Below are 25,783 nucleotides of genomic sequence, written 5' to 3' on the forward strand. Positions count from 1 at the left end.
CCAGGAAATGACGCATCCCTCTCCGCTGCAAACCCTGATCGGCCTCGCGCAGGACGACGTCGACGCCGCCGCGCAGCGGCTCGGTCGCGTGCAGCGCGAGCGCAGCGAAGTCGAAACGCAGCTGGACGCGCTCATCACGTATCGCGACGAGTACCACACGCGCTTCACCGAATCGGCACGCCAGGGCATGGCCGCCGGCAGCGTGCGTAACTTCCAGGCGTTCATCGACACGCTGGATTCGGCGATCGAACAACAACGGCGCATGCTCGAACAGGCCACCGCGCGAGTCGAAGCCGCGAAGCCCGAGTGGCAGCGCTGCAAGCAGAAGCTCGGCTCGTTTGAAGTACTGCAGTCGCGCCAGGACGAAGTGGCCGCCCGCAAAGAGGCGCGCCGCGAACAACGCGACGCCGACGAGCACGCAGCGCGCATCCTGCGCATGCGCGCACCGCAACACCTATAAGACCAAACCGCACAGAATCCGGGACTGACAGCATGTCGTTACTTTCATCACTCAGTTCGTTGCTCGACGCCATCGGGGACACCTCGTCTGGTGCATCGACGTCGGCGACCTCCACGAGCCAGGGCAACACGTCCGGCGTGAACTTTGCGCAGACGCTGCAGCAGAACATCGACGCGCAGACGTCCACACCCCAGCCCGCGCAGACGAGCCAGCAAACGCAGACGTCGCAGGCGTCTCAATCGACGCAATCGTCGCAGTCGGCAACGTCCGCGCAGTCGAGCGCCTCGGCTCACACCAGCGCCAACGCAGCCGCGAGCACGAACGCGACCCAGCAGACGGCTAGCGCTTCGAGTGGAACGACGAAGTCGTCGGGATCGGCGTCCGGCTCGCAAGGCGCGCAGCACGCATCGACCAGCGGCCACCAGCAGAACAGCACGTCGAGCACCGATCAGAACCAGATCGACGCCGCCGGCGCACAGGCTGCTGCCGCGGCCCTTCAGGCACAAGTTCAGGCGCAGATGCAGGCCCAGAGCCAGGCCGCAACGACCACGACCGACGCGACCTCCAGCGCCCAGTCGAGCGCCGATGCCGCGCTGGCGAGCCTCGCAGCAACTGCCTCCGCCGCAGCGACGAATGCGACTGCCGCGGCCGGTTCGTCCAGCGGAAACGCAACGGACGGCAGCACATCGAGCGACCCGAAATCGGCAGCCGAGGCGCTGAAGGCAGCGCTTGCCGCGGCACGCGGGAGCGCGTCCGCCTTGCCCGCACAAGTGGCGTCTGAAGGCCAGACGGGGACCACGTCCAACGCCGCGACGGCACGCGCCGCTTCCGAATCGGGCAAGGTGAGCAGCTTCGCCGCGCAGTTCGCCACCCACACCACGGGCAAGGGCGCTGCCGACGCCAGCGACAAGACGGCAGCGGTGAACACCACCGCAAGCAGCAGCACAACCTCGGGCACAGGCGACAGCGCTGCAGCTGCAGCCGCAGCCGCCGCGCAACAGGCGGCGGCACAGACGGCCGCGGGCAGCGCAAGCCAGAACACGGTGGACGCACTTGCGGCGACGCAAGCCGCATCCGCTGCGGCCGCACAGGCTCAGGCAGTGGCACAGGCGCCGGCCGCAGCAGCATCGGCGGGAGCGAACGCAACGGCGATTTCGCAGCAGATCGGCACGTCCGACTGGGAAGACGCACTGAGCCAGAAGGTCGTGTTCCTCTCGAACGCGCATCAGTCGACGGCCGAACTCACGCTGAACCCGAAAGACCTCGGCCCGCTCCAGGTCGTGCTCCAGGTCGCCGAGAACCACGCGCACGCCCTCTTCGTCTCGCAGCACCAGCAGGTGCGCGAGGCCGTCGAGGCGGCGCTGCCGAAGCTGCGCGAAGCGATGGAGCAGAACGGCATCGGACTCGGCAGCGCCAGCGTGAGCGACGGCTTCGCGCGGCAGATGAACCAGCAGGCGCAGCAGGAAGCGCGCAACAGCGGTTCGGGCACGACGAGCGGCGACACGAATGGCGATGTGGCGGGCGATACCGCCGTCGTCGCCACCACCTCTGGCGCAACCCAACGCAGCGTCGGTCTGATCGACACGTTCGCCTGAGCGGCAAACCGCGCGAAACACGACGCACAAGGCGCGCAAATACGGCGCACGAAACACGATGCACGAAGCGGCCCGCCACGCGCACCGCTTCGTGCATAAGCGCCGCCGCGCGGCCTCGCGCACGCCCACGCACCCCGGAACGAAAGGCCGGAGCGCTGCGCGCACCAGCGAAGCCGCACTTCGCCTTACTCAAAGCTTTCGCGTGCTGCACCACAAAAGCACGAGATAGCCGGAAATCCCCCTTCTATTCCTCACATCGCTGCAAGGCAAAAGCCAGAACAATGCAAGCTACCGGCATTAACGGCCCCTATGCACGCACAGGCTAACAACCGACATGGCGACCACGACTGCAAATCAGCAACCCAATAGCGACAAATCCGGCCAGACGAAGCGGCTCCTTGTGATCGTCGCGATCGCAATCCTGGCCGCGGGCGCTGCCGCCGGCGGCATGTGGTTCTTCATGCAAGGCCGCGCCGCCAGCGCGCCCGCCGGCGCCGCTGCCGCGATGGCCGCACCCGCGCCTGCGCCCGTCTATTTCGCGCTCGAGCCGATGACGGTGAACCTGCAGGCCGACGACGGCGAAACGCACTACCTGCGTATCGGCCTCACGCTGAAGCTCCCGAACCAGGCGACGCAGGACTTGCTGCAGGAACACACGCCTGAGATCCGCAGCCGCGTGCTGCTCGCGCTCTCGAACAAGCATCCGGCCGATCTCTCGACGCTCGACGGCAAGCGCGCGCTCGCCACGGAACTCGAAGTGCTGATTGGCCAGCCGACCGAACCGCGCGGCATGCCCTTGCGCGTCGACGACGTGCTGTTCACCGAATTCGTCGTGCAGTGAGCATCAACCCGATGACCCAGCGCGCCTGTAAGTCACTCACGCCGCGGAAAACGCGCGCGTACCGCGTCCACTGCGGGGAGAGCCACGCATCATGAGCATGGGCCACAGCGAGTTCATGTCCCAGGAGGAGGTCGATGCCCTCCTCAAGGGCGTGACCGGTGAAGTCGACAGCGACTCGAACCAGGGCGACAGCAAGGGCGTCAGGCCCTACAACATAGCGACGCAGGAACGTATCGTTCGCGGCCGGATGCCCGGCCTCGAAATCATCAACGAACGTTTTGCGCGCCTGATGCGCGTCGGCATTTTCAATTTCATGCGCCGCACCGCCGAAATTTCGGTCGGGCCCGTGCGCGTGCAGAAGTACAGCGAGTTCACGCGCAACCTGCCGATCCCGACGAACCTGAACCTCGTTCAGGTCAAGCCGCTGCGCGGCACGTCGCTATTCGTGTTCGATCCGAACCTCGTGTTCTTCGTGGTCGACAACCTGTTCGGCGGCGACGGGCGCTTCCATACGCGCGTCGAAGGGCGTGACTTCACGCAGACCGAACAGCGCATCATCGGCAAGCTGCTCAATCTCGTGTTCGAGCACTACACGACCGCATGGAAGAGCGTGCGGCCGCTGAATTTCGAATACGTGCGCTCCGAAATGCACACGCAATTCGCAAACGTTGCCACGCCTAACGAAATTGTGATCGTCACGCAGTTCTCGATCGAGTTCGGCCCGACGGGCGGCACGCTGCATATCTGCATGCCGTACTCGATGATCGAACCGATGCGCGACGTGCTCGCCTCGCCGATCCAGGGCGACGTGCTCGACGTGGACCGCCGCTGGGTGCGCGTGCTCTCGCAGCAGGTGCAGGCCGCGGAGGTCGAACTCGTCGCCGATCTCGCGCACGTCCCGATCACGTTCGAGCAGATCCTCGACATGAGAAAGGGCGACGTGCTGCCGCTCAACATTCCCGAGCACATCGTCGCCAAGGTGGACGGCGTGCCGGTGATGGAATGCGGCTACGGAATTTTCAATGGTCAATACGCGTTGCGGGTCCAGCAGATGATCAGCGCAGCCGACACGATGAAGGAAACTGGAGATGAGTGACGTGAACGGTACGCCCGGCGACGAGCCGGTGCTGGAAGGCGCCGAAGCTGCCGCACAGGCAGCCGAAGCTGCACAACCCGGAGAGGAAGAGTCGCTCGACGACTGGGCTGCTGCGCTCGCCGAGCAGAACGGCAACGAATTGACGGCAGAGCCGGCCACGACTGCGGGCGTGTTCCAGCCGCTTTCGAAGGTGACGCCGACCACCACGCGCAACGACATCGACATGATCCTGGACATTCCTGTCCAGATGACCGTCGAACTCGGCCGCACCAAGATCGCGATCCGCAACCTGCTGCAGCTCGCACAGGGCTCGGTGGTGGAACTCGACGGCATGGCGGGTGAGCCGATGGACGTGCTCGTGAACGGCTGCCTCATCGCCCAGGGCGAAGTCGTGGTGGTCAACGACAAGTTCGGTATTCGTCTCACCGACATCATTACGCCAGCCGAGCGGATCCGGAAGCTCAACCGATGAATCTGCAGGAAGATCGCGGCGCGGCTCGCAGGCTTGCGCCGGTGATGCAATCGACGAAGGCATTCGCGTCGTCGGCCGCGATCGTTTCGATCGTTTCGATCGTCTCGTTTGTCGCGATCCTCGCCGCGACGCCGCTCGCCGCTCACGCAGCCGACCTCAACGCGATTAACCAGGCCGCCCTCGCGGCTTCCGGCGCGTCCGCCAGCGCGGTTGCGCTCGGCGCGGGCAGTGCCGTGCCGGCGCTCGGCTTCGGCGCTGTCATGCAAACCGTGTTCGGCCTCGCGATCGTGATCGGGCTGGTATTCGGCTGCGCGTGGCTCGCGCGCCGGCTCGGCTTGCAAGGCGGGCCGCGCAATGCGCTCGTGAAGACGATCGGCGGCGCGTCGCTCGGCGGCAAGGAGCGCGTGGCCGTGGTCGAGATCGGCGATACCTGGCTCGTACTCGGCGCGGCACCCGGCAACGTGCGGCTTCTGCACACCATGCCCGCGGGCACCGTGCCCGATGCGGCCCAGACCAGTGGCACCCCCGGCCCCGCCCTGCAGGGCAGCTTCGGACGACGCTTCCGTGACGCGCTGAAAGACGAAGCCGGTAAACGTTTCAGGCGTCACGACGGCGGAGCGCAGTAAATGCAGAGCAGTTCCCGCAGTACCTCCTCGGCAGAGCGCACCCGCCTCCCGTCACTGGCGAAATCGGCCCTGCCCCTTGCCCTGACCTTCGGCGCCGCCGCGTTCGCGCTCGCGGTGCCGCATCTCGCGCACGCGCAGTCCGCGGGCCTGCCCGCCTTCACAGCAAGCCCCGGCGCGGGCGGCAGCACGACCTACACGCTCAGCGTGCAGACGATGCTGCTGCTCACGATGCTGTCGTTCTTGCCGGCGATGATCCTGATGATGACGAGCTTCACGCGCATCATCATCGTGTTGTCGCTGCTGCGCCAGGCCATCGGCGCGACGACTTCGCCGCCGAACCAGGTGCTCGTGGGCCTCGCACTCTTTCTCACGCTGTTCGTGATGTCGCCGACGCTCGACAAGGCGTACAACGACGGCTACAAGCCCTTCGCCGCCGGCACGATGCCGATGGAAGAAGCGGTCTCGCGCGGCGTCGCGCCGTTCAAGACGTTCATGCTGCGCCAGACGCGCGAGTCGGATCTCGCACTCTTTGCGCGCATCTCGCACGCCGCGCCGATGCAAGGCCCGGAGGACGTGCCGCTCCCGCTGCTCGTGCCGTCGTTCATCACGAGCGAGCTGAAAACCGGCTTCCAGATCGGCTTCACGATCTTCATTCCGTTCGTCATCATCGACATGGTCGTCGCGAGCGTGCTGATGTCGATGGGTATGATGATGGTGTCGCCCATGACGATCTCGTTGCCGTTCAAGCTGATGCTGTTCGTGCTCGTCGACGGCTGGCAGCTCTTGCTCGGCTCGCTCGCGCAGAGCTTTGTCTAAGGAGAGACGCTGGTGACGCCCGAATCGGTCATGACGCTCGCCCACGAGGCGATGGTCGTCGCGCTGTTGCTCGCGGCACCGCTTCTGCTCGTGTCGCTCACCGTCGGTCTTGCGGTCAGCCTCTTCCAGGCGGCCACGCAGATCAACGAATCCACACTTTCGTTCATCCCGAAGCTCATCGCGATCGCCGTTACGCTCGTGATCGCCGGCCCGTGGATGCTCACGACGTTGCTCGACTACATGCACCGCATGTTCACGAGCATTCCGCAGATTGCGGGCTAGGCGGCGCACGCCGCCGCCCGCCTCCGCGTTTCCCACTGCGATGTTCACGGTCACCTACGCCCAGCTGAACGGCTGGCTCACCGCATTCCTGTGGCCATTCACGCGCATTCTCGCGCTCATCGCGGCCGCGCCCGTGCTCGGCCACCGCTCGCTGCCGACGCGCGTGAAGATCGGCCTCGCGGGGTTCACCACGCTGATCGTCGCGCCCACGCTCGGCGCCATGCCGCAGGTCACGGTGTTTTCCGCCGAGGGCGTCTGGATCCTCGCGAACCAGTTTCTGATCGGCATCGCGCTCGGTTTCGTCATGCAGGTGGTGTTCGCGATCGTGTCCACCGCGGGCGAGTTCATGGGGCTCGGCATGGGCCTCGGCTTCGCCACCTTCTTCGATCCGATGGCCGCGAGCAACCAGTCGGCGGTCTCGACCGTGATCAACATGTTCGCGATGCTCGCGTTCCTCGTCTTCGACGGCCATCTGCAGATGATCGCGGCGCTCGTCGCGTCGTTCCAGTCGGTGCCCGTTTCCGCCAATGTTCTCGCGGCGCCCGGCTGGCGCATGCTGGCCGGGTGGGGATCGGTGATCTTCGCTTCGGGCTTGCTGCTGGCGCTGCCGGTGGTGGTTGCGATGCTCATCACCAACCTCTCGCTCGGCATCCTGAATCGCGCGGCACCGCAGATTGGTATTTTCCAGGTCGGCTTCGCGGTCACGCTGCTCGCCGGTCTGCTGCTCACCATGCTGATGGTGCCAAACATGATTCCGTATTTCGCGCGGCTGTTCGACAGCGGGATCGAGGAAATGGGCCGCGTGGCGGACGCGCTAAGGCCACCGGGGTAAGCCGGGTCGAGAGCGGGGACGGGAAATAAGGCAGGAAATCAGGCGAGAAGCGTGCGCGGGAATCTGAAATGCCCGCGCACAGCAGACAGCGCAGCGCGCATGTCGCGCGCCACGCCCGGGTGAAGATCAGGGATTGAAGTACTGGAACAGCGACAGCGACTGGGTCTGCGCGAACACCTTCTGCGAGGCCGAAAGCGAGCTCTGAACCTGCGTGTACTGGCTGATCGCCTTCGTCATGTCGACGCTCGTGAGCGTCTGGAGGTTCGTCGTCACCTGCAGTGCATTCGTCGACGTCACGGTCTGCACCGCCTGCAGTTCCTGCTCGCGTCCGCCTACCGACGCATGGATCGTGACCACGTTGTCCAGCGAGTTGGTCATCTGGGCGAGTCCCGTCGACAGCGCGTTCTGCATCGTCGCCGTGGCCGTGGCGTTGTCCTGCGCCGGGTTGTTCAGCGCCGCAATCATCGTGTCGAGCGTGGCAAACACGTCGGTGTTCCCCGAGTTCGACGCCGGCGTTACCGTGAACGAATCGCCGGTCGCGGGCGTACCCGAAATCGTCGTGTTCATGCCGCTGCCGAGCGCGATCGTCCCGCCGTCGGTATAGAGATTGGTCACAGGCGCCACAGCCGGGTTCGACGTATCCGTGACGGTTGTGTACATGGAGCCGCCGGCCTGCGACGCGCTGAACGAATCCCCGGCGTTGGGCGCGCCCGTGATCGTCGTGGTCAGACCGGAACCGAGCGCAATCGCCGCGCCAGCGGTATAGGGGGTGGTCACCGGCGCCACGGACGAGTTCGAAGTGTCCGTGACGGTGTAGCTCAAGACACCAGCGACATTCGAGAACGAAACCTGGTAATTGTCGTTGTTCGTGGTCGCCGTCGAGTTCGTCACCGATATCGCGCCCAGCGTGCCGGTACCGGTGTTGGCAGGACTGGCAGGACCCGCCGTGAGCGCAATCGAGTAACTGTCGTTGTTCGTAGCCGCCGACTGGTTCGTGATCGTGACGCTGCCGATCACGCCATTGCCGGTGTTGGTCGATTTACCAGCCGGAACGGGCTGCGAGCCGAGCGACTGCACGCTCATGAACACCGACGCGCCCGTGTCGCTGACCGGAATATTGCGCGTGCCGGTCACCTGGACCGTGCGCTGGCCAGCGTCGCCGTTGTACGTGACGCCGCCGCCGGGGTTGTTCGTGAACACCTGAGTGGTGTTCTGGAAGCCCGAGAAAATCGAGTTGCCTTCGCCGTCGGTCGTGTTGGCGAGCGACATCAGCTCGTTGCGGTAGCCTGCCAGCTGCTTGGACAGGGCTGCGCGGTCGGTGTCGTTCAGCGTCCCGCCCATCGCTTCCTGAATCAGCGAGTTGATGCTCTGCATCGTGGTCGTGACGCTCGTGAGCGTGGTGTCCTCGGTCTGGAGCGACGAGAGGGCTGCGGTCTGGTTCGTCGAGTACTGCGTGAGCGTCGCGCTCGTGGCGGACAGCGTGACAGCCTGCGCCGCGCCGAGGGGGTCGTCGGCGGGATTGGAAATCGCCACGCCCGACGACACCTGCTGTTCGAGCTGGAGCATCTGGGACTGCTGGTTCTCCATCGTCGCGACGCTGGAGGAATAAAGCTCGGAAGTTGCGATACGCATGGGTCAGCGCCTCACTGGAAAATGCCGATCAGGGTCTGGAACAGCGAGGCCGCCGTCTGGATCACCTTGCTGTTTGCCTGATAGAGCTGCTGGTACTGCATCAGCTTCGCTGCTTCTTCGTCCAGGTTCACGCCCTGGACCGATTGCTGCTGCGAAGTGAGCTGCGTGACGAGCGACTGCTGCGACGTGCTCGATGCCTGAAGCAGCGTCGCCGTGTTGCCGATCGAGTTCACGTAGTTCGCGTAGGCGTTCGTCAACGTGGTCGTGCCGTTGAGCACGGTGCTCGACGTGAGGTTCGAGATTGCGAGCGCATTGCGGCCGTCCTGCGTGCCGCTGGTGTTCGCCGCGATCGTGAACGTGTCGTTGTTCGCCGGCGCGCCGCTCATCGTGAAGCTGACGTTGTTCAGGCCGGTGGTGCCGGTCGGATCGGCGATGCTAATGGTCCCGCCGGTGCTCGAATCGTAGTTCACGCTGGTCACCGGCGGACCGGCCGCGATCGTCGTCGAGGTCGCCGGCTGGCCCGGCACGGTGACCGTGACGACGGTGCCGACCGGGAAGCCCGAGAGCGTACCGATGGTGCCCGCAGCAGGCGCGGTATAGGTGAGCTTGAGCGGCGTGGTCGGGACCGCATAGCCGGCCGTGACCGTGCCCTGCGTGACGGTTCCCGTGCCCGCGTTCGCCGTGCCGGCCGACACGAGCACCGGCGAGGCCGCTGCGATGTCCGCCGGGTTGGTCGTTGCGACCGAGAAGCCGTTGAGCGCGCCCATCGTCGGTTCGATCGAGTACGCGTCGCCGTTGTTCATCGTGCCCGACGTCGTCGTGATCGAGAGGCCGCCCGCCACGAACGGCGTGGCCGCGCTCGGCGCAGTCGTGGTCGTGCCGGCAACCGTGTTCGTCGTAACGTCGGTCAGCGTGTATGTGCCGGCGTTATACGAGAGCGAGTAGTTGTCCGTGGTCGGCGTCGTCGGGTTGGTCAGCGTCGCCGTCACCACAGCGTTGCCGGTGTTGTTCGCGTAGCCCGAGACCAGCGCCGAATTCACGTTGAAGAGCGCAGTGCCGCTTGCGCCCGCGAGGTTGATGCCCAGTGCGTTCTGGCCGTTGACCTGTGCCGCGAAGCTCGTCGCGATCGCACCGAGCTGCGCTTCGGCCGGATCGAGCGTCTGCGTCAGGAACGAGGTGAGACCGCCGAGCGTACCGCCCTGAATCGCGGCCGAGCCAAGCTGCTGGGGCGCTGCCGTCGAACCGGGTTGGCCGGCCCACTCGACCTGCAGGTCGGCGGGATTGGTGTTCGACGGACCGGTCGTGAGGTTGTAGTTCTGCGTGCTGACCACGAGCGGTTGACCGTTGCCGAGGAACACGCTGTAGCCGCCGCTGTTCTGCACCACCTGCACACCGACCAGTTGCGCGAGGTTCGCCACGGCCTGGTCGCGCTGGTCTTCCAGCTGGAGCGGCTGCTGGCCCGACGAACTGGCGGCCGTGATCTGCGCGTTCAGTTGCGCGATCTGCTTCGAGTAGGTGTTGACCTGCGTGACCGCTTCGGTGATCTGCGTGTTCACGCTCGTACGCATTGCATCGTACTGCTGGCCGGCGGAATTGAGCTGGTCGGCGAGCGTCTGTGCATCGGAGAGCGCGGTCTGGCGCACTGCCGTATCGGCCGGCGCATTCGCGACATTCTGCAGTCCCGAGAAGAACCCCGAGATCGACGTGGCGATACCCGAAGTCGGGCTGCCGACGAGATTCGCGAGCTGCTGCGCGAGGGTTTGCGAAGCCGTCAGCGAGCTGTTCGTGGACGTCGCGTTGTTGAGCTGCGTCGTCAGATACTGGCTATAGGCACGCTGGATCGTCGTCGTGCTGACGCCGTTGCCGAGATAGCCCGAACCCATGTTCTGGCCGTTCGCCTCGGCGTAAACGGGCGATTCAACGGTATAGCCGGCAGTGGTCGAGTTGCTGATGTTCTCGCTCGACGTTGCGATGCCGAGATTCGCTGCCTGCAAACCGCTCAAACCGATCGAGAAAATATTCGTGGTCATGCGTGATCCTCGTAAACGTCCCTCCGCCCATGGCGGCCGCGTGGGTGCACTCTCCCGTATAACGGCAGAACGTCGCGAAAATTGAGTATCTGGTTAAGTGGAAAACGTTTGGCAGGGAGGGGGTGCGCTGCGCCGCCCGCACGGGGCAGCGCGAAGCAGAGCTCAAAGCAGAGTTCGATGCAGAGCGCGACACATCGCCCCGCCCTGCGGCACGGCGCAGGGGCGTGGCGGTGTCAGGCGCGCGCGAGCGCGCGACGCTTCATTTCGACCTGCGTGATATAGCGCTGCAGGCTGTTTTCGGTCGAGCCGGGCAACGATACGAAGCGCATGCCGAGGTGATAGCGACGCTCACCGTTGGGCAGATCGATGAAGCGCACGGCGGCCAGCGCGAGATCGACGCGCAGTTTGCCGTAAGTACGCAGATCGACTTCGACGTCATCCAGCACCGTACCTGCGGGGAGCGCTCCCGCACGCGGGTCAGTCGTGCGCAAGCCGAGGCCGCCGAGCGACACGTCGTGCACGTCGAACGCGAACGCCGAGCCGTCGGGCAGCGTACCGTGGGCGCGGCACGGATCGACCACGGGCGTGTCGACGCGAAAATACTCGCGGCGCTGGATGTAATAGAGCACCTCGGGGAACGACGCGACAAACGCGGGCCGCCCTTCGAAGTCGGTGCGGCGCGGCGTGCTCGTGCTGAACTCCACGCGCACGCCGTCCGGCGACGCGAGGAAGTGGCATTCCGGGCTTTCGAGCACGCGCTCGTTCTGCTCGGGGAGCGCGCCCCAGTCGAACACGAACGTATGCTCGCGCGTATTCACGGCGAGGATGCGGGTGACGATTTGTCCGCCGCGGTGCTGGAGCGTCAGGAAGTCGCCGCGGTTGACGAGGTTGCGCAGCTGCACGCCCACCTCGAGCGGATTGCGTCGGGCGTACTCGGGGGTATCTTCCCCTTCCGCCTGCTCCTGTTGATTCGTCTGAACGGTATTCATCGGCCTGCCGGTATTTCGTGGACGTGCCAGCGCGCGTGAGACGGACATAACGCGCGCCGTCCGGGCGGCACACGCCGCCCCTAGTACTTATCCATCTCGTCTGCATTAGCGGCAGAGCAGCGGGAAAGTTTAGGGGTTTGTCTTAAAAATATTCCGGGCGAGCGCCGGCCGCCGCTGCTGTGCGGCCGATGACATGGATGCTGTGGATTGTGCGGATGCTGCGGATTTCGCGGTTCAGTCGCGAACGGCGGTGTTGCGCGTGCCAGTCTCAGGTCATGCGCTGCATGATCGTCATGAGCTTCTTCGCGTAGTGCGGATCGGTGGCGTAGCCCGCCCGCTGCATGCCCTGCGCGAAACCTTCGGCGCTGTGCGAGCCGTTGATAACCGAGGCGTAACGCGGGTTGCTCTTGAGCAGGTTCGCGTAGTCGGTCATCGCGTCCTCGTACGAATCGTAGGCGCGGAACTTCTCCACCACGTGACGCGGCTCGCCGTTCACGTATTCGGTCGTGACAGTCGATACGGTCTTGCCCGTCCAGTCCTTCGATGCCTTGATGCCGAAGACGTTGTGGCTGGACGTGCCGTCCGCCTTGCGGATCTCGCGCTTGCCCCAGCCCGATTCGAGCGCGGCCTGACCGATGATGAAGCGCGCGGGGATGCCCGTGCTCGCGCTCGTCTGTTGCGCGGAGTTCGCGAGTTTATCGACGAACGCCTGCGCGTCGGCGTCGCCGTTGTTGCGCAGTGCGGGCATGAGCGCGCCGTTGGCGCCGTAGCCCTTGCCGTTCGTCAGCGAGCCGTTCGCGGATGCATTGCCGTACGCGCGGCCGAGCGCGCTCAGCATCGCCTGGTTGCCGGCGTTGCCGCTCGCGCCGGAGCCCGCAAGGCCCGATAGCGTGTTGGCGATGCCACCCGTGCCCTGGGCGCCGTCCGCGCCTTGTGCTGCATCGCCGCCCATGCTGCGCGTGAGCTGCTTGAGCATCGCGTTCGCGAGGCCGATGCCCTTGTTCGACATCTGCTGCGAAAGCTGCTGGTCGAGCATCGACTGGAACTGGTCGCCGTCGTGCGAGTCGAGCGGGCCGTCGTTGGGCGTCGCGTCGCGCATGCTCTTGAGCATCATCTGCGTGAACACCGCGTCGAACTGCTTGGCCGCCATCTTTACGCCCTGCTGCGGCGATGCATTTGCAGCAGCACGCATCGCGTCGAAACCCTGGACGTCGAGCGCAAAGCGGTTAGTGATGTCGAGGCTGTTGCCGATCTTCGAGTTGTCCATCGTGCGGTCCTTAGATGATTTCGAGGTCGGCGCGCAATGCGCCCGCCGCCTTCATCGCCTGCAGGATCGACATGAGATCTGCCGGCGTCGCGCCAAGCGCGTTAAGCGCCTTCACGACTTCGGCGAGATTGGCGCCCGCCGTCACGAGTTTCAGCGATCCGTTGTCCTGCTTCATCTGGATCTGCGACTGGCGCGCCGTCACAGTGTTGCCATTCGAGAACGCGCCCGGCTGGCTCACCACCGTCTGCGTGTTCACGACGACGGAGAGGTTGCCGTGCGCCACCGCGCAGCTTTGCAACGTCACCATCTGGTTCATCACGATCGAGCCCGTGCGCGCGTTGAGGATCACCTTCGCCGCCGCCTGTGCCGGGCGCACATCGAGGTTCTGGATCTGCGCGATGAAGCTGACCTGCGCCCCTGGATCGGAAGGGCCGTGGACCTGGATCGTACGGCCGTCGAGCGGTGTCGCCGTGCCGGGGCCGAACATGTTGTTGACCGCCGCCACGATGCGCTGCGTCGTGTCGTAGTCCATGTCATTGACTTCCATCTGCAGCATGCCGCTTTGCTGCGTTACCGTCGTCGGCACCGAGCGTTCGATGATCGCGCCGCCCGAGATACGCCCCGCGGCTAGCTGGTTCACCTGCACGCGGCTGCCGTTGGCCGACGCACCCGCGCCGCCCACCGCCACGTTGCCCTGCGCGAGCGCGTACACCTGGCCGTCCGCGCCCTTGAGCGGCGTGAGCAGCAGGGTGCCGCCGCGAATGCTCTTCGCGTTCGCGAGCGACGACACGGTGATATCGATCGCCTCGCCCGGCCGCGCGAACGGCGGCAGCGTCGCCGTCACCATCACGGCGGCGACGTTCTTGAGCTGCATGTTCGTGAGCGGCGACGTGGTGCTGTTCGCGCTCGACGTGTTGTTGATCGAGATGCCGAGGTTCGCGAGCATATTCGCGAGCGTCTGCGTCGTGAACGGCGCCTGGGTCGTCTGGTCGCCGGTGCCGTCGAGGCCCACGACGAGGCCGTAGCCGATGAGCGGGTTGTCGCGCACGCCCTGGAACGCGACGAGATCCTTCACGCGTTCGGCGCGCGCCGGGCTCGCGAACGTGAGCAGCGCTGCGCCCGCGAACAGGCAGCCGAGCACCACACCGAGCGCGGTGAGCACATCTTTCAGGCGCGTGCGGCGCGACTGCTTAAAGCGGATTTTCACCATGGCGCGATGTTCAGGAAAAAGCGTTGCAGCCAGCCCATGGTCTCGGCTTCGTTGATGACGCCCTTGGCCGAGTATTCGATACGCGCGTCGGCGACATCGGTGGACAGCACGGAGTTGTCTCCGGCAACGGTGTTCGGATTGACGACGCCCGAGAAACGCACGTACTCGTTACCCTGATTGATGAGCATCTGCTTCTCGCCGGACACGAGGAGATTGCCGTTGGGCAGCACGTTCGTCACGGTCACGGTGATCACGCCGTTGAACGTGTTCGAGGCGTTGGCGCCGCCCGTGGCGTCAAACTGGTTCGCGCCGTTCGCGGACAGATTCATGCGCGAAAAAAGGCCCGGCGCGAAGCTCGCAATCGGCACGGCAAAACTCGTGCTGCCGCCGCGCTTGGTGTTCGCGCCGGAGGACTTCTGCGCGTTGATGTTTTCGGCGATCACGATCGTCAGGATGTCGCCGGTGTTGCGCGGACGCTGGTCTTCGAACAGCGGGCGTCCTGCGTAGCCGGGATTGAAGATCGAGCCAGGCGAGCTGTTGATGGGCGGTGGCGGCGGCACAGCCGTCATCGGCTGCTGCGTAATCGGCTTATGTTCGGGGAAATACGCGCAGCCGCCGAGCGCGAGCATGCCGGCGAGCGCCGTCATGGCCACAAGGGCCACTGCGCGCGTGCGATGTTTGATTCGTCCGGCCATGCTGGTCACCGCCTCAATTCCGTGCCTGACTTAAACCTGCATCTGCGTGAGCGTCTGCAGCATCTGATCCGACGTATTGACGGCCTTGCTGTTGATTTCGTACGCGCGCTGGGTCTGGATCATGTTGACGAGCTCTTGCACGACGTTCACGTTCGACGCTTCGATGTAGCCCTGGTTGAGCGTGCCCGAGCCGTTCAGGCCCGGCGTCGTGATCGTGGGCGCACCCGACGAAGCCGTTTCCGACACCAGGTTCTCACCGTTCGACTGCAGGCCGGCCGGGTTGATGAACATCGCGAGCTGCAGCGAACCGATCGTCGTGGTGGCGCTCGATCCAGCCGTCGTGACCGTGACCACGCCGTCGCTGCCAACGGTCAGCGAGGTGGCGTTCGCGGGCACCGTGATCTGCGGGATCACCGGATAACCGCTCGCCGTCACAAGCTGGCCCTGAGCGTTGGTCTGGAACGAGCCGTCACGCGTGTACTGGGTCGTGCCGTCCGGCATCTGAACCTGGAAGAAGCCCGCGCCGTTGATGGCGAGGTCCTTCGAGTTGCCGGTCTGCTGCAGGTTGCCCTGCGTGTAGAGGCGTTCGGTCGCGATCTGCTGCACGCCGGTACCGATCTGGCTGCCCGAGGGCAGTTCGGTTTGCTGCGTGGAGTTCGCGCCCGGCTGACGCAGCGTCTGGTACATCAGGTCCTCGAACACGGCGCGCGAGCCCTTGAAGCCGGTGGTGCTCACGTTCGCGAGGTTGTTCGAGATCACGTCCATCTGCGCCTGCTGTGCGTTCATGCCGGTAGCGGCGATGTAGAGCGATCGGTTCATGGTGTTTCTCTCCCCGTTGGCCCGGCGCGTGGCGCGAGCCGTCTATTCTTAGGTGAACTGGAGCAGCTGGTTGGCGGTCTGGTCGTTCTGGTCAGCGGTCTGCAGAAGCTTCGTCTGCATCTGGAACTGACGCGCGTTCGTGATCATCGAGACCATCGCCGCGACCGGATTCACGTTGCTGCCTTCAATTGCTTCCGTGGCGATCTGAACGGTCGGGTCCGCATCGGCGGGGTTGCCGTCGGCGGTGCGGAACAGGCCGTCGTCGCTGCGCGTCAACGTGCCCGCGGGCGGATTGACGAACTTGATCTGGTCGATCATCGCGATCGCGTTCGGCTGGCTGCCCGGCGCGATAGCCGACACCGCGCCGTCCGAGCCGATCGTCACCGCCGAGCCAGGCGGCACCGCGATCGGACCGCCGCCGCCGATCACCTGGAGGTTGTTAGCCGTGACGAGTTGGCCGTTTTCATCGACGTGCAGGTTGCCCGCGCGCGTGTACGCCTCGTTGCCATCGGTACCCTGCACGGCGATGAAGCCCTGGCCTTGAATGGCGATGTCGAGCGGGTTACCGGTCTTCGAGATTGCGCCGGGCGTCATGTCCGAGCCGGGCGTCGCCGACAGTACAAACGTGCGCGTCGTGAGATCGTTAACCGTCGAGCCATCGCCGAACGACATCGGGACGTCGCGAAAGTTGGCGAGCTGTGCGCGAAAGCCCGTGGTCGAGACGTTCGCGAGATTGTTCGCGACGACGGCCTGCTGTTCGAGCGACTGCGTCGCGCCCGACATTGCGGTGTAGATCAAACGGTCCATGATTCGCCCGGAGTCTCAAGTGCCTGTTAGTTGGCTTACATCTGGAGCAGCGACTGGTCGACGGTCTGCTGCGTCTTGATCGTCTGCGCGTTTGCCTGGTAGTTGCGCTGCGCGGTGATCAGATCGACGAGCTGGTTCGTGAGGTCGACGTTCGACTGTTCCAGCGAACCGCCCTGCAGCGTGCCGTGGTTCGTGCTGCCCGGCGCGGAGATCTGCGCGACGCCCGACTGGATCGTCTGCTCGAACTGGTTGCCGCCGAGGTTCACGAGACCGTTCGGATTGTTGAACGTCGCGAGCACGATCTGGCCGAGCGCCATGGTCTGGCCGTTCGAGTAGTTGCCGGTGATCGTGCCGTCCGTACCGATCGAGAAGTTCGAGAGCGTGCCGCTCGCGTAACCGTTCTGCGCGAGGTTGTTCACGCCGCTCGCGCCGCCGTACTGGGTCGTGCCGCTGAAGTCGATGGTGACGACCTGATTGGTGGCGGCACCATCGGTCGGGTTCAACACCAGCTGGAAGCTGCCAACACCCGGCGCCGCGGCGCCTGCGGCGGTCGCCGCGGCGTTCGCCGCTGCGCTCTGGGTCGTGCCCGAGATCTGCCCAGACGAGCTGAACTGGATCTGGCCAAGGTCCGTCGTTGTGCCGTTCGCCGTGGCGTAGGCTTCGGTCTGCCCGACGGCATTCTGCACGAAGTACATGTTGACCTGCTGCGTGCCGCCGAGCGAATCGTAGGCCGTGATCGCGGTCGAGTAGTTGTAGCTGGTCGGATCAGCCGCGTTGAAGACCGGGTTGGTCGGCGCCGTGGCCTGCGCATTCAGGTTCAGCTGCGCGGTGACGCTTGACGTTTGCTGCGGCGCGATGTTGGTGGTCGGCACCTTCAGCGCCACCGTCTGCGCCGTGTTGATGATACCGCTCGCGCCCGCCGCGTAACCCATCAGCTCGTTACCGGCGGCATCGACGATGTAGCCATTCTTGTCGAGGTTGAACACGCCGTTACGCGTGTACGTGATCGTGCCGTTGTTCGACATCTGGTAGAAGCCGTTGCCGTTGATCGCCACGTCGAGCGCCTGGCCCGTCGTGTTGATCGTCCCCTGGGAGAAGTTCTGCTGAACCTCCGACAACGACGCACCGAGGCCGATCTGCATGTTGACCGCGGTCGCGACCGAGTTCGCATAAACGTCCGCGAACTGCGCCGTGCTCTCCTTGAAGCCCACGGTGTTCGCGTTCGCGATGTTGTTACCGATCACGTCGAGGTCGTTCGACGCTGCGGCGAGGCCGCTCAAACCTTGCTGGTAGCCCATGTCTGTCTGCTCCGCGAAATGTCTATGTCTTGATCAGAGAATGCCGGCCACGCTCGAAAGCGGGACGGTGTTGCCGTTCGCGAGCGAGAGACCCGCGCTGCCATTCGACTGCTGGATCACGGCCTGTACCTTGCTCGCGACGAGCGCCGTGCCCGTGCCGGCCTGGCCGTTGACCGTGGCCGAAACGCTGACCGAATAGGTGCCGTCGGGAAGCGCATTGCCCGACGAATCGACCGGACTCCAGGTGACCGGCACCGTGCCAGCCGACTGCGGGCCGAGGTCCATCGAACCGACGATCTTGCCCGACGAGTTGGTGATCTGAACCTTCACGTCCGAGGCCGCCGCGGCCATCTGCACGCCGAGTTGCGGCGCCGAACCGCTCGACACCGTCACGCTGTTGCCCGGGGCAAGCACGGTCGAACCGATCAGGAGCGCGGCCTGCGCGTTCTGTCCTGCGGAGAGCTGCGTCGAAAGCGACGTCAGCGACGTGTTGAGCTGGCTGATGCCCGACACCGTGTTGATCTGCGCCAGCTGCGAGGTCATCTGCGAGCTGTCCATCGGATTGGTCGGATCCTGGTTCTGCAACTGCGCGACGAGCAGCTGCAGGAACGTGGTCTGCAGGTCGGCCGCGCTCGTGCCGCTCGAACTGCTCGACGAACTGGACGAGCTGGAGCTCGTGCCGTTCATCGTGTCGAGCAGTTTCTGCGACATGGTGGCGGAGCTGCCGCCGATGGTGGTGTTCGTAGTCAACGCGTTCTCCTCGGATGCGTTTCTTGTGCCGCTGCGTCGTGTGGCGTGGCGTAACGTTTGCCTGGCCGCGCGGCCTTAAAGGCGCTCAGTGACCGGCTCAGGTGCCGATCGTCAGTGTCTTGAGCATCAGCGTCTTGGCGGTGTTCAGCGTCTCGACGTTGGCCTGGTACGAGCGCGACGCCGAGATCATGTTCACCATCTCCTGCACCGGATCGACGTTCGGCATCGTCACGTAGCCATCGGAGTTCGCCGCCGGGTTGGTCGGGTCGTAGGTCATCTTCATCGGCGTCGGGTCGTCGACGACGCCCGTCACCTTCACGCCGCCCACCTGCTGACCCGAGCTCGTGTGCGAGCCGCCGAGCGGATCGACCGCGAACACGACCTGCTTTGCCTTGTAGGGCTGGCCGTCCGGGCCCGTGGTCGAATCCGCGTTGGCGAGATTGGACGCCGTCACGTTCAGACGCTGCGACTCGGCCGTCATGGCGGAGCCCGCAACTCTGAAAATGTTCATCAGGTTTGGCATGGTTTCATTGACCTCACGGAATGCGAACTCGTCTTTCTGCCCGCTGCTTACTTCTGCTTGCTGCTGTCTGGTTACTGACTGCTTGCTCGTGTCGTGGTGCGGGTCTTAGGTCGAACCCGACGTGATCGCCGAGAGCATCGTCTTGATCTGTTGCGAAAGCACCGTCATGCCCGACTCGAAGTGCAGCGAGTTGTCGGCGAACTGCACACGCTCGGTGTCGAGATCGACCGTGTTGCCGTCCAGCGCGGGCTGCGTCGGGTTGCGATACATCAACGGGCTCTGGTACTGCTCGGTCGGGCCGCCCGTCGGCGTCAGCTTCGCGTTGCCCATCATGTGGCCGGATTCCGTGGCCGCCATCGTCATGCCGCTCGTCACGCCTGCCGGTGCCGACATCGCGAGCGGCACGCCGTTGCTGCCGCCCATCGACGCGGAACCGCCCGTGCCGGAACCGCCACCCGTGCCGCCTGCGGCTGCCATGCCGATCGTCGCCGATGAGCCGGTCACGCCGGAGACGCCCGCCGCGGTCGTCGCGCCGGCATGCCGAAGCGCGCCAGCCAGCGACGCCGAGAAGTCCACGTCGCGTGCCTTATAGCCCGGCGTATCGGCGTTCGCGATGTTCGCGGACAGCAGCGCCTGGCGAGTGGCGCGCACGTCGAGCGCTTCGCGGCCGAACGCGAATTCGGCGTCGAGTTTGTCCAGCATCGTGCGTTCTCCGTTACACGAAATGAGGTGCCCAGGGTGCGCAAAATATGCGCAGACCTTTTCGCATGGAGGGGAATATTAGGGGCGGCTGACAAGTTCCAATCGAACGAATAGCCGGGAAAGCGCCCCTCTATTCGACGTTACCGACCGGGGTCCGCCGCCTAGAATTCGATGCGTGTCAATGCATTAGATGGAGAACGACGATGCCGCAGACTGCCACTTCCCGCACGCCCGACAACGGCGCGGGTCGGCGCTCGCGCGGCGTTTTGTCCGGCCTCGCCGCCTCGCCCGTGAACGGTGACGCGAGCGCCTCGCGCAGCACGCGCTTCGCGGTGTGGCTCGGCGCTCCCTTGCTTGCGTTGTGCTGCGGCCTTGCAGGCAGCGGCGCGCTCGCGCAGACGCCGGGCAACCAGATCTATATTGCAGGCCCGGGCAGCCAGAACGGTGCCGAAGCGGCGCAGATGGGCTCGATGCTCGATGCCAAAGGCCACAACGCCGCAGTAGCCCCTGCCATTGCGGGCGCGACGCCGATTGCGCCGACACCCGCACCCGCGCGCGGCGACGATGAACAAAGCGGCATGATCACCATTCCCGGCCCGGGCGAACGCACGGCGGGTGCATCGCAAGCCGGCGCGCCCAACATCGTCACGATTCCCGCGCCCGGCACCCCGGCCACGCCTGCCGCCCTCGCCCGCAACGGCGCGCCCACGCTGCCGCACGTAAATGCCCGCACGAACGCGAGCCGCGTCGTGCCGGTTGTCGCTGGCTCGTCGCCCGCCGCCACGCCCAACACAGCCGCCGATAACGCCGCGCTCAGCGCCGCCAATGCGCGCGCGAATGTCATCCAGCGCTACGCCGCCGCAGCGGCAGCCAACGCGAAGGCGAACGCAATGCAGAACGGCGCTGCCGCGCAAGCACCGCAGGGCCAGCAGGACGGCGAGTCGGTCCATGCGGCCGCGCTCGCCTTCCTGCAGCAGCAGTCGGCCGGCCTGCCGGGCCACGTCACGGTCACCGTCTCGCCGGTATTCCCGCGCGGCCTCGCCGCCTGCACCCAGCTGGAAACGTTCATGCCGCCCGGCGCGCAGACGTGGGGCCGCACGACCGTCGGCGTGCGCTGTGTCGGCGCGAAGCCGTGGACGCTCTACGTCGCCGCGCGCGTCGCCGTCGAGATCACCTACTACACCGCCGCGCGCCAGATCGAACCCGGCCAGATGCTCTCCGCCGCCGATCTCGTGCCGCGCCAGGGCGACCTCGCGACCCTGCCGCGCACGGTCATCACCGATACGTCACAGGCCGCCGGCGGGCTCGCGCTGCTGCGCATCTCGGCGGGCCTGCCGCTGCGCACCGACATGCTGCGCAGCGCGTCGTCCGTGGTTTCGGGACAGACGGTCAAGGTGGTCGCCGAGGGCACCAACTTCACGATCTCCGCGGAAGGCAGCGCGCTCAACACCGCCGCGCCGGGACAGCAAGTACGCGTGCGCACGGAGGGGGGGCAGATCATCACGGGCATCGTGAAGGATGCGGGGACGGTGCAGGTGCAGATATAAGTGTGGGGCTGCGCACGTAACAGCATGTAACGTTTGAACTTTCGCGCTAAAGTTCGGGCCGGCATTTGCCGATATCACGATCAAATCGATCAGGAAGCCCCATCGTGAAAGTTGACTCCACCAGCCGCAACAGCTCGCGCTCGCTTCAGGCGGACGTGACGCGCACACAGCAAGGCGATTCCGCCGGCGCCGCGAGTGCCGGTGGCACGACTTCTTCAGCCGCATCCGCCTCGGGCAGCGCCGGCAGCGACGCCAACGTGAGCCTGTCTGCGCTCTCGTCGACGCTGCGCTCGCTCGCAGCCAGCGGCTCCGCCGACATCGACGTGGCCCACGTCGAGTCGATCAAGGACGCGATCCGCAACGGCACGCTGCAGATCGACACCGGCAAGATCGCGGACGGCGTGCTGGAAACGGCGCGCGGCCTGCTCAAAGCGCCCTCGGGGAACTGAAGGCGCGCCAGACACTGACTTTTTTCGCTGAACCATGAAAGACACCTTGCTAGCCACGCTGATCGACGAGCACGCTGCGGTTGAGGCGTTCGCCTCGCTGCTCGCCGTCGAACAGAAGGCGCTCACGAGCCTGGACGGCATGAACACCCTGCCGCAGATCGTCGAGCAGAAGTCGGTGCTCACGCAGCGTCTCGCGGGCCTGGAAAAAGCACGTGACGCGCAGCTCGCCGGGCTTGGCCTGCCGTCAGGTCGCAAGGGTATCGAGATGGCGTGCGAAAACGACGCGCGTCTCGCGGGCCAGTGGGAACTGCTCAAGGGTTCGACCGAACGCGCACGCCGCGCGAACATCACGGTCGGCATGATGATCCGCACGCGCATGGACCATAACCGCCGCTCGCTGTCGATACTGCGTGGCGACACTGGAAATGGCGGCCCGGCACTCTACGGACCGGATGGGCGGTTGCCAGCGTTCGGGCTTTAAAGCCGCGCTGTGCAAACAAAAAAGCCGAAGCGTTTTGCGCTTCGGCTTTTTTTGTTTTTCGCGGAATTCCGGGGAGACCGCTTGCGGACGGCGGTAGTCGGCTAACTGCGGTCGTACGATCCTGCGCCCCAACGGCCATTCGAAAGTCGGCTTCGCTCAGCTAACGGACGTTCGCGCGCCGATCCTGTCCGGCATATCAGGACGCGTGCGCCGACGTCAGATTGAGTGCTAACGCTTGCGCGACTTCGATGCCATCGATCGCTGCGGAGTAAATACCACCCGCATACCCCGCGCCTTCGCCGGCCGGATACAGACCTTCGACGTTCATGCTCTGGTAATTGTCCTTGCGTCGAACCCGGATGGGTGAAGAAGTGCGCGTCTCCACGCCGGTGAGCACGGCATCGTGCATCGCGAAGCCGGCGATCTTCCTGTCGATCTGGGGGAGCGCTTCACGGATTGCTTCGATCACGTAGTCGGGGAGCGCGGTGCTGAGATCGGTCGGGCGCACGCCCGGCTTGTACGACGGCACCACGGAGCCAAGCGACGTCGACGGGCGGCCGGCGATGAAATCACCGACCAGTTGACCCGGTGCATGGTAATCACCGCCGCCGAGTTCGAACGCGCGCTCTTCCCATTTGCGCTGGAACGCGATGCCCGCCAGCGGACCGCCGGGAAAGTCCTCCGGCGTGATGCCCACGACGATGCCTGCATTCGCGTTGCGCTCGGCTCGCGAATACTGGCTCATGCCATTGGTGACCACGCGCCCCGGCTCGGAGGTCGCCGCGACCACCGTGCCTCCGGGGCACATGCAAAAGCTGTAGACGGCCCGTCCATTGCTGGTGTGATGGACCACCTTGTAGTCGGCCGCGCCGAGTTGCTTATGGCCCGCGAACTTGCCGAAGCGCGCGCGATCGATCAGCCCCTGCGGATGTTCGATGCGAAAACCCAGCGAAAACGGCTTGGCTTCGATATAGACACCGCGATCGTGCAGCATCTGGAAGGTGTCGCGCGCGCTGTGGCCCACGGCCAGCACCACGTGGTCGCACCGCAGCGTTTCGCCGTTCGAGAGCTTGAGCGAGCGGACCTTGCCCTGATCGATTTCGATATCGTCGACCCGGGTTTCGAAGCGCACTTCGCCCCCCAGTTCCTCGATGCTGGCGCGCATTTTTTCCACCATGCTGACGAGGCGGAAAGTGCCGATGTGCGGCCGGCTCAGGTAGAGAATGTCTTCCGGAGCACCCGCCTTGACGAATTCGTCCAGCACCTTGCGGCCATAGTGGTTCGGATCCTTGATCTGGCTGTACAGCTTGCCGTCGGAAAACGTTCCAGCCCCGCCTTCGCCAAACTGCACGTTGGATTCAGGATTGAGTACGCTCTTTCGCCACAGACCGAAGGTGTCCTTGGTGCGCTCACGCACGGCTTTGCCACGTTCGAGGATGATCGGGCGGAATCCCATCTGCGCGAGGATAAGTCCCGCGAACAGGCCGCACGGCCCCATGCCGATGACGACCGGGCGCACGAAACTCGTATGCTCCGGGGCCTTCGCGACAAAGCGGTATTCCATGTCCGGCGTCACCCCGCAATGCGGGGTGCCAGCGAGCCGCTTGCGCGCGGCCGCTTCGTCCTTGACTTCGACATCGACGATATAGGTCAGCTTGATGTCTGAGCGCTTGCGTGCATCGTGCGCACGGCGGAACACCGTGTAATGGACGAGCCCGTCTGCCGGCACGCCGAGATCCGCGAGGCGCGCGCGTATCGCGGCGTCGAGATCGCTTTCGGCATGGTCGAGGGGGAGTTTGATTTCGCTAAGACGTAACATGAGTGCTGGGATGCGGTCACCGCGCAATCGTGGTGGTGTTGAAACAGGTGGAGGCTGACATGCCGGCGGCGACGTTGTTCGCTACGCGGGCATCCCGGATCCAGACCTTCCATCGGCGGAAAAAACTGCACGCGGGGCTGCAAACCGACCAGGTCGGGCAACTCACGCTACTTCAGGGTAAGAACAAGAAGTGAGCCTTGCGCGGGGAAGGCTCTTCCGCCCCGAAGCCGTCATCAAGCAAGCCCGCGAGCGCATCGTGCGGATTGAGCGAATCGGAAGACGCTCAATGCATCGAGCGGTCTCGCCCGAGCAAACCGCCGTCTGGCGCAGTGCCACTGCCAACCAGCGAACGGTGAAGAAGCCGATGCAAGCCTGGGAGGACGAAATCGAGGGCCTGAACGACGTAGCCGCCGTGAACGTCGAACTTTACCATCATCAGCGCACCACCATAAGCACCTCGATACAACCGCCCCGCACAAATGCAGCCGCCAGAGGGAAAAGAATCGTAGCGACGTTCTACGCGCGCAGTATCGCTTTCCGTGGTGCCCGCCGTACGTCGGCGCTTACCAGGGCGCAGCGATTGTGAAACTGCGTTGCCTGCGCTGCCGACCTGTATCGGCCCGATCCGCAACACAGGACTTCGACGGCAAGTGGCACTGGCGGCGGCTCCCAAATGCCGGCTCTCAGACAAGAACAACGGCCTGATGAATGACCGTCGACACTCGCCCTCTGCGCACCGTCGAGGATCAGGACGACATCGGCGGTCGGGGTTCGGCCATCAGGCCTCTACGGGGAGATGGTCACCGTCGTCTCGGATTCGTACGCGAGCCGCACGTGGCTATAGCGCTTTAGCGACCGCATAACCGTAACGAGATCCGGACGATTTACCCGAATGGAATGGGCAGTACCCGACTTGTACTCGAAGGTCAGGAGATTTAGCTTGAGGTTGATACCGGTTACTACCACGACGCCGCTGAAGGTTCGGAGTGCCTGAAAGCCCTCCTGATTTGCGCCAGGCGAATGCTGGGTCACCTTTGCCGTGCGATCAAGGAGTGTGAGCGCAGCGCCCTGAGCGGGCGTCAATTCGGTGACGTATGGCTCCAGGAAACTCGCCGTGAGCTTGTCGCCGACCTTGACTGCGTTGAGCACGTCGGGAAAATCTTTCGCACTGTAGCTCCGATCTTCGTGGCCTGGCACGGTCACGACGATGAGTGCGTTCTTTGTGTCGATCAGGCTGATGGTGCCGCTTTCAGTGTCGACCGACGCGCCGCGTGGCACGGCTTGCGCAGGCGCCGAGGCCGCCATGTCGTCCGCACGGCACTCGGGCGCCCAGCTTGTGGACAAGGCAATGAAGGCGACGAAGAGCGCGCTGCGACGCGCAACGGAAATGCATGCGTTCAATCGGAAGAGCATGGAAGCCCCCTCGGTGCAATCAGGCGTCACGCTCGCTGTGCCCGTCCGGAACCGAAGCGAGTTCTTTCGCAGCCTAGCACCACAAGACGTGCATACCATCGGACCTTGGTCTTACCTGGTCGCGATCGCGGGCGAAGCCGATTGCTTTTTCGTGAGTGGCCATACTGGGCGGCCGCGCGACTCCGATACCAGCCGCTGCAAGCAGGATGGCGCGACCGGCGGCAATGGGTCGAACGGAGTTCTTTCCCGGAAACCTGCAAAGAACCTTTTTCGGGCCTCGTTCGGGCCCGCAACAGTCTCAACGCGAGCCATCACCGGCTCACCACCACACC

General features: G+C 65.0%; 27 protein-coding genes. 13 read left to right on the top strand and 14 right to left on the bottom strand.

Going from position 1 to position 25,783, the window contains the following annotated elements; translation table 11 throughout:
- Window positions 1-7 precede the first annotated feature (7 nt).
- The 9 genes from fliJ to fliR all read left to right on the top strand — a co-directional run bounded on the left by fliJ (window position 8) and on the right by fliR (window position 7,020).
- Window positions 8-460, top strand: coding sequence for a flagellar export protein FliJ (gene fliJ, locus L0U80_RS14435; protein ID WP_233865174.1), 453 nt, complete (start codon window positions 8-10; stop codon window positions 458-460).
- Between the two features lie 32 nt (window positions 461-492).
- Window positions 493-2,055: a flagellar hook-length control protein FliK gene (locus tag L0U80_RS14440; protein WP_233865177.1), complete on the top strand. Its 1,563-nt coding sequence runs from the start codon at window positions 493-495 to the stop codon at window positions 2,053-2,055.
- Window positions 2,056-2,389: 334 nt separating this feature from the next.
- Window positions 2,390-2,896: a flagellar basal body-associated protein FliL gene (gene fliL, locus L0U80_RS14445; RefSeq protein ID WP_233865179.1), complete on the top strand. Its 507-nt coding sequence runs from the start codon at window positions 2,390-2,392 to the stop codon at window positions 2,894-2,896.
- A 97-nt stretch (window positions 2,897-2,993) separates the two neighbouring features.
- Window positions 2,994-3,992 (top strand): flagellar motor switch protein FliM, encoded by a 999-nt coding sequence (fliM, locus tag L0U80_RS14450; RefSeq protein ID WP_233865966.1) that lies wholly within the window; start codon window positions 2,994-2,996, stop codon window positions 3,990-3,992.
- Entirely contained in the window at window positions 3,985-4,464 is a 480-nt protein-coding gene (gene fliN, locus L0U80_RS14455) for a flagellar motor switch protein FliN (RefSeq protein WP_233865181.1), read from the top strand. Before fliM ends, fliN begins: the two co-directional genes overlap by 8 nt.
- On the top strand, window positions 4,461-5,090 hold the full coding sequence (gene fliO, locus L0U80_RS14460; protein ID WP_373322165.1) for a flagellar biosynthetic protein FliO: 630 nt from the start codon (window positions 4,461-4,463) through the stop codon (window positions 5,088-5,090). The genes fliN and fliO overlap by 4 nt, the downstream gene beginning before the upstream one ends.
- Entirely contained in the window at window positions 5,091-5,906 is an 816-nt protein-coding gene (gene fliP, locus L0U80_RS14465) for a flagellar type III secretion system pore protein FliP (RefSeq protein WP_233865196.1), read from the top strand.
- Between the two features lie 12 nt (window positions 5,907-5,918).
- Window positions 5,919-6,188 (top strand): flagellar biosynthesis protein FliQ, encoded by a 270-nt coding sequence (gene fliQ / locus L0U80_RS14470; protein WP_124151397.1) that lies wholly within the window; start codon window positions 5,919-5,921, stop codon window positions 6,186-6,188.
- A gap of 40 nt (window positions 6,189-6,228) precedes the next feature.
- Window positions 6,229-7,020 (top strand): flagellar biosynthetic protein FliR, encoded by a 792-nt coding sequence (gene fliR / locus L0U80_RS14475; RefSeq protein ID WP_233865198.1) that lies wholly within the window; start codon window positions 6,229-6,231, stop codon window positions 7,018-7,020.
- Window positions 7,021-7,146: 126 nt separating this feature from the next.
- Here the strand turns inward: fliR and flgL are convergent, their stop codons facing one another.
- The 12 genes from flgL to L0U80_RS14535 form a co-directional block, all read right to left on the bottom strand.
- Window positions 7,147-8,652: a flagellar hook-associated protein FlgL gene (gene flgL, locus L0U80_RS14480; RefSeq protein ID WP_233865200.1), complete on the bottom strand. Its 1,506-nt coding sequence runs from the start codon at window positions 8,650-8,652 to the stop codon at window positions 7,147-7,149.
- An 11-nt stretch (window positions 8,653-8,663) separates the two neighbouring features.
- Window positions 8,664-10,682 (bottom strand): flagellar hook-associated protein FlgK, encoded by a 2,019-nt coding sequence (flgK, locus tag L0U80_RS14485; RefSeq protein WP_233865202.1) that lies wholly within the window; start codon window positions 10,680-10,682, stop codon window positions 8,664-8,666.
- A 233-nt stretch (window positions 10,683-10,915) separates the two neighbouring features.
- Window positions 10,916-11,671: a flagellar brake protein gene (locus tag L0U80_RS14490; protein ID WP_233865204.1), complete on the bottom strand. Its 756-nt coding sequence runs from the start codon at window positions 11,669-11,671 to the stop codon at window positions 10,916-10,918.
- A 268-nt stretch (window positions 11,672-11,939) separates the two neighbouring features.
- On the bottom strand, window positions 11,940-12,938 hold the full coding sequence (flgJ, locus tag L0U80_RS14495) for a flagellar assembly peptidoglycan hydrolase FlgJ (protein WP_233865208.1): 999 nt from the start codon (window positions 12,936-12,938) through the stop codon (window positions 11,940-11,942).
- 10 nt (window positions 12,939-12,948) lie between these two features.
- Window positions 12,949-14,148, bottom strand: coding sequence for a flagellar basal body P-ring protein FlgI (locus L0U80_RS14500; protein WP_233865210.1), 1,200 nt, complete (start codon window positions 14,146-14,148; stop codon window positions 12,949-12,951).
- Window positions 14,142-14,843, bottom strand: a complete 702-nt coding sequence (locus tag L0U80_RS14505) for a flagellar basal body L-ring protein FlgH (RefSeq protein WP_373322166.1) — start codon at window positions 14,841-14,843, stop codon at window positions 14,142-14,144. The genes L0U80_RS14500 and L0U80_RS14505 overlap by 7 nt, the downstream gene beginning before the upstream one ends.
- A 30-nt stretch (window positions 14,844-14,873) precedes the next feature.
- Complete coding sequence (flgG, locus tag L0U80_RS14510) at window positions 14,874-15,662, bottom strand: flagellar basal-body rod protein FlgG (RefSeq protein WP_124151405.1); 789 nt, start codon at window positions 15,660-15,662, stop codon at window positions 14,874-14,876.
- Window positions 15,663-15,710: 48 nt separating this feature from the next.
- Window positions 15,711-16,469, bottom strand: a complete 759-nt coding sequence (gene flgF / locus L0U80_RS14515; protein WP_233865212.1) for a flagellar basal-body rod protein FlgF — start codon at window positions 16,467-16,469, stop codon at window positions 15,711-15,713.
- Between the two features lie 35 nt (window positions 16,470-16,504).
- Window positions 16,505-17,767 (bottom strand): flagellar hook protein FlgE, encoded by a 1,263-nt coding sequence (flgE, locus tag L0U80_RS14520; protein ID WP_233865214.1) that lies wholly within the window; start codon window positions 17,765-17,767, stop codon window positions 16,505-16,507.
- Between the two features lie 33 nt (window positions 17,768-17,800).
- Window positions 17,801-18,517: a flagellar hook assembly protein FlgD gene (locus tag L0U80_RS14525; protein WP_233865216.1), complete on the bottom strand. Its 717-nt coding sequence runs from the start codon at window positions 18,515-18,517 to the stop codon at window positions 17,801-17,803.
- A 97-nt stretch (window positions 18,518-18,614) separates the two neighbouring features.
- Window positions 18,615-19,040 carry a flagellar basal body rod protein FlgC gene (gene flgC, locus L0U80_RS14530; RefSeq protein WP_233865218.1) on the bottom strand — a complete coding sequence of 142 codons (426 nt, stop codon included), beginning with the start codon at window positions 19,038-19,040 and terminating at the stop codon, window positions 18,615-18,617.
- Window positions 19,041-19,145: 105 nt separating this feature from the next.
- Window positions 19,146-19,742, bottom strand: coding sequence for a flagellar basal body protein (locus L0U80_RS14535; protein WP_233865220.1), 597 nt, complete (start codon window positions 19,740-19,742; stop codon window positions 19,146-19,148).
- A gap of 203 nt (window positions 19,743-19,945) precedes the next feature.
- On the opposite strand from L0U80_RS14535, the gene flgA reads away from it, so the two are divergent.
- From flgA to L0U80_RS14550, 3 genes are all read left to right on the top strand, one after another.
- A complete protein-coding gene (flgA, locus tag L0U80_RS14540) occupies window positions 19,946-21,289 on the top strand; it encodes a flagellar basal body P-ring formation chaperone FlgA (RefSeq protein WP_233865222.1) in 1,344 nt (447 codons plus the stop codon).
- Between the two features lie 104 nt (window positions 21,290-21,393).
- Entirely contained in the window at window positions 21,394-21,738 is a 345-nt protein-coding gene (flgM, locus tag L0U80_RS14545; protein ID WP_233865230.1) for a flagellar biosynthesis anti-sigma factor FlgM, read from the top strand.
- A 34-nt stretch (window positions 21,739-21,772) separates the two neighbouring features.
- Window positions 21,773-22,219 (top strand): flagella synthesis protein FlgN, encoded by a 447-nt coding sequence (locus L0U80_RS14550; protein ID WP_233865232.1) that lies wholly within the window; start codon window positions 21,773-21,775, stop codon window positions 22,217-22,219.
- A 196-nt stretch (window positions 22,220-22,415) separates the two neighbouring features.
- Here L0U80_RS14550 and L0U80_RS14555 read toward each other — a convergent pair whose 3' ends face one another.
- Complete coding sequence (locus L0U80_RS14555) at window positions 22,416-24,038, bottom strand: NAD(P)/FAD-dependent oxidoreductase (protein ID WP_233865234.1); 1,623 nt, start codon at window positions 24,036-24,038, stop codon at window positions 22,416-22,418.
- A gap of 190 nt (window positions 24,039-24,228) precedes the next feature.
- Between L0U80_RS14555 and L0U80_RS14560 the strand changes: the two genes are divergently transcribed.
- Window positions 24,229-24,624: a hypothetical protein gene (locus tag L0U80_RS14560; protein ID WP_233865237.1), complete on the top strand. Its 396-nt coding sequence runs from the start codon at window positions 24,229-24,231 to the stop codon at window positions 24,622-24,624.
- A gap of 200 nt (window positions 24,625-24,824) precedes the next feature.
- On the opposite strand, the gene L0U80_RS14565 is transcribed toward L0U80_RS14560, so the two are convergent.
- Window positions 24,825-25,451 carry a hypothetical protein gene (locus L0U80_RS14565; RefSeq protein ID WP_233865239.1) on the bottom strand — a complete coding sequence of 209 codons (627 nt, stop codon included), beginning with the start codon at window positions 25,449-25,451 and terminating at the stop codon, window positions 24,825-24,827.
- Between the last annotated feature and the right edge of the window lie 332 nt (window positions 25,452-25,783).

Origin of the sequence: Paraburkholderia adhaesiva, from assembly GCF_021390575.1 — a bacterium.
Classification (GTDB): domain Bacteria; phylum Pseudomonadota; class Gammaproteobacteria; order Burkholderiales; family Burkholderiaceae; genus Paraburkholderia; species Paraburkholderia adhaesiva.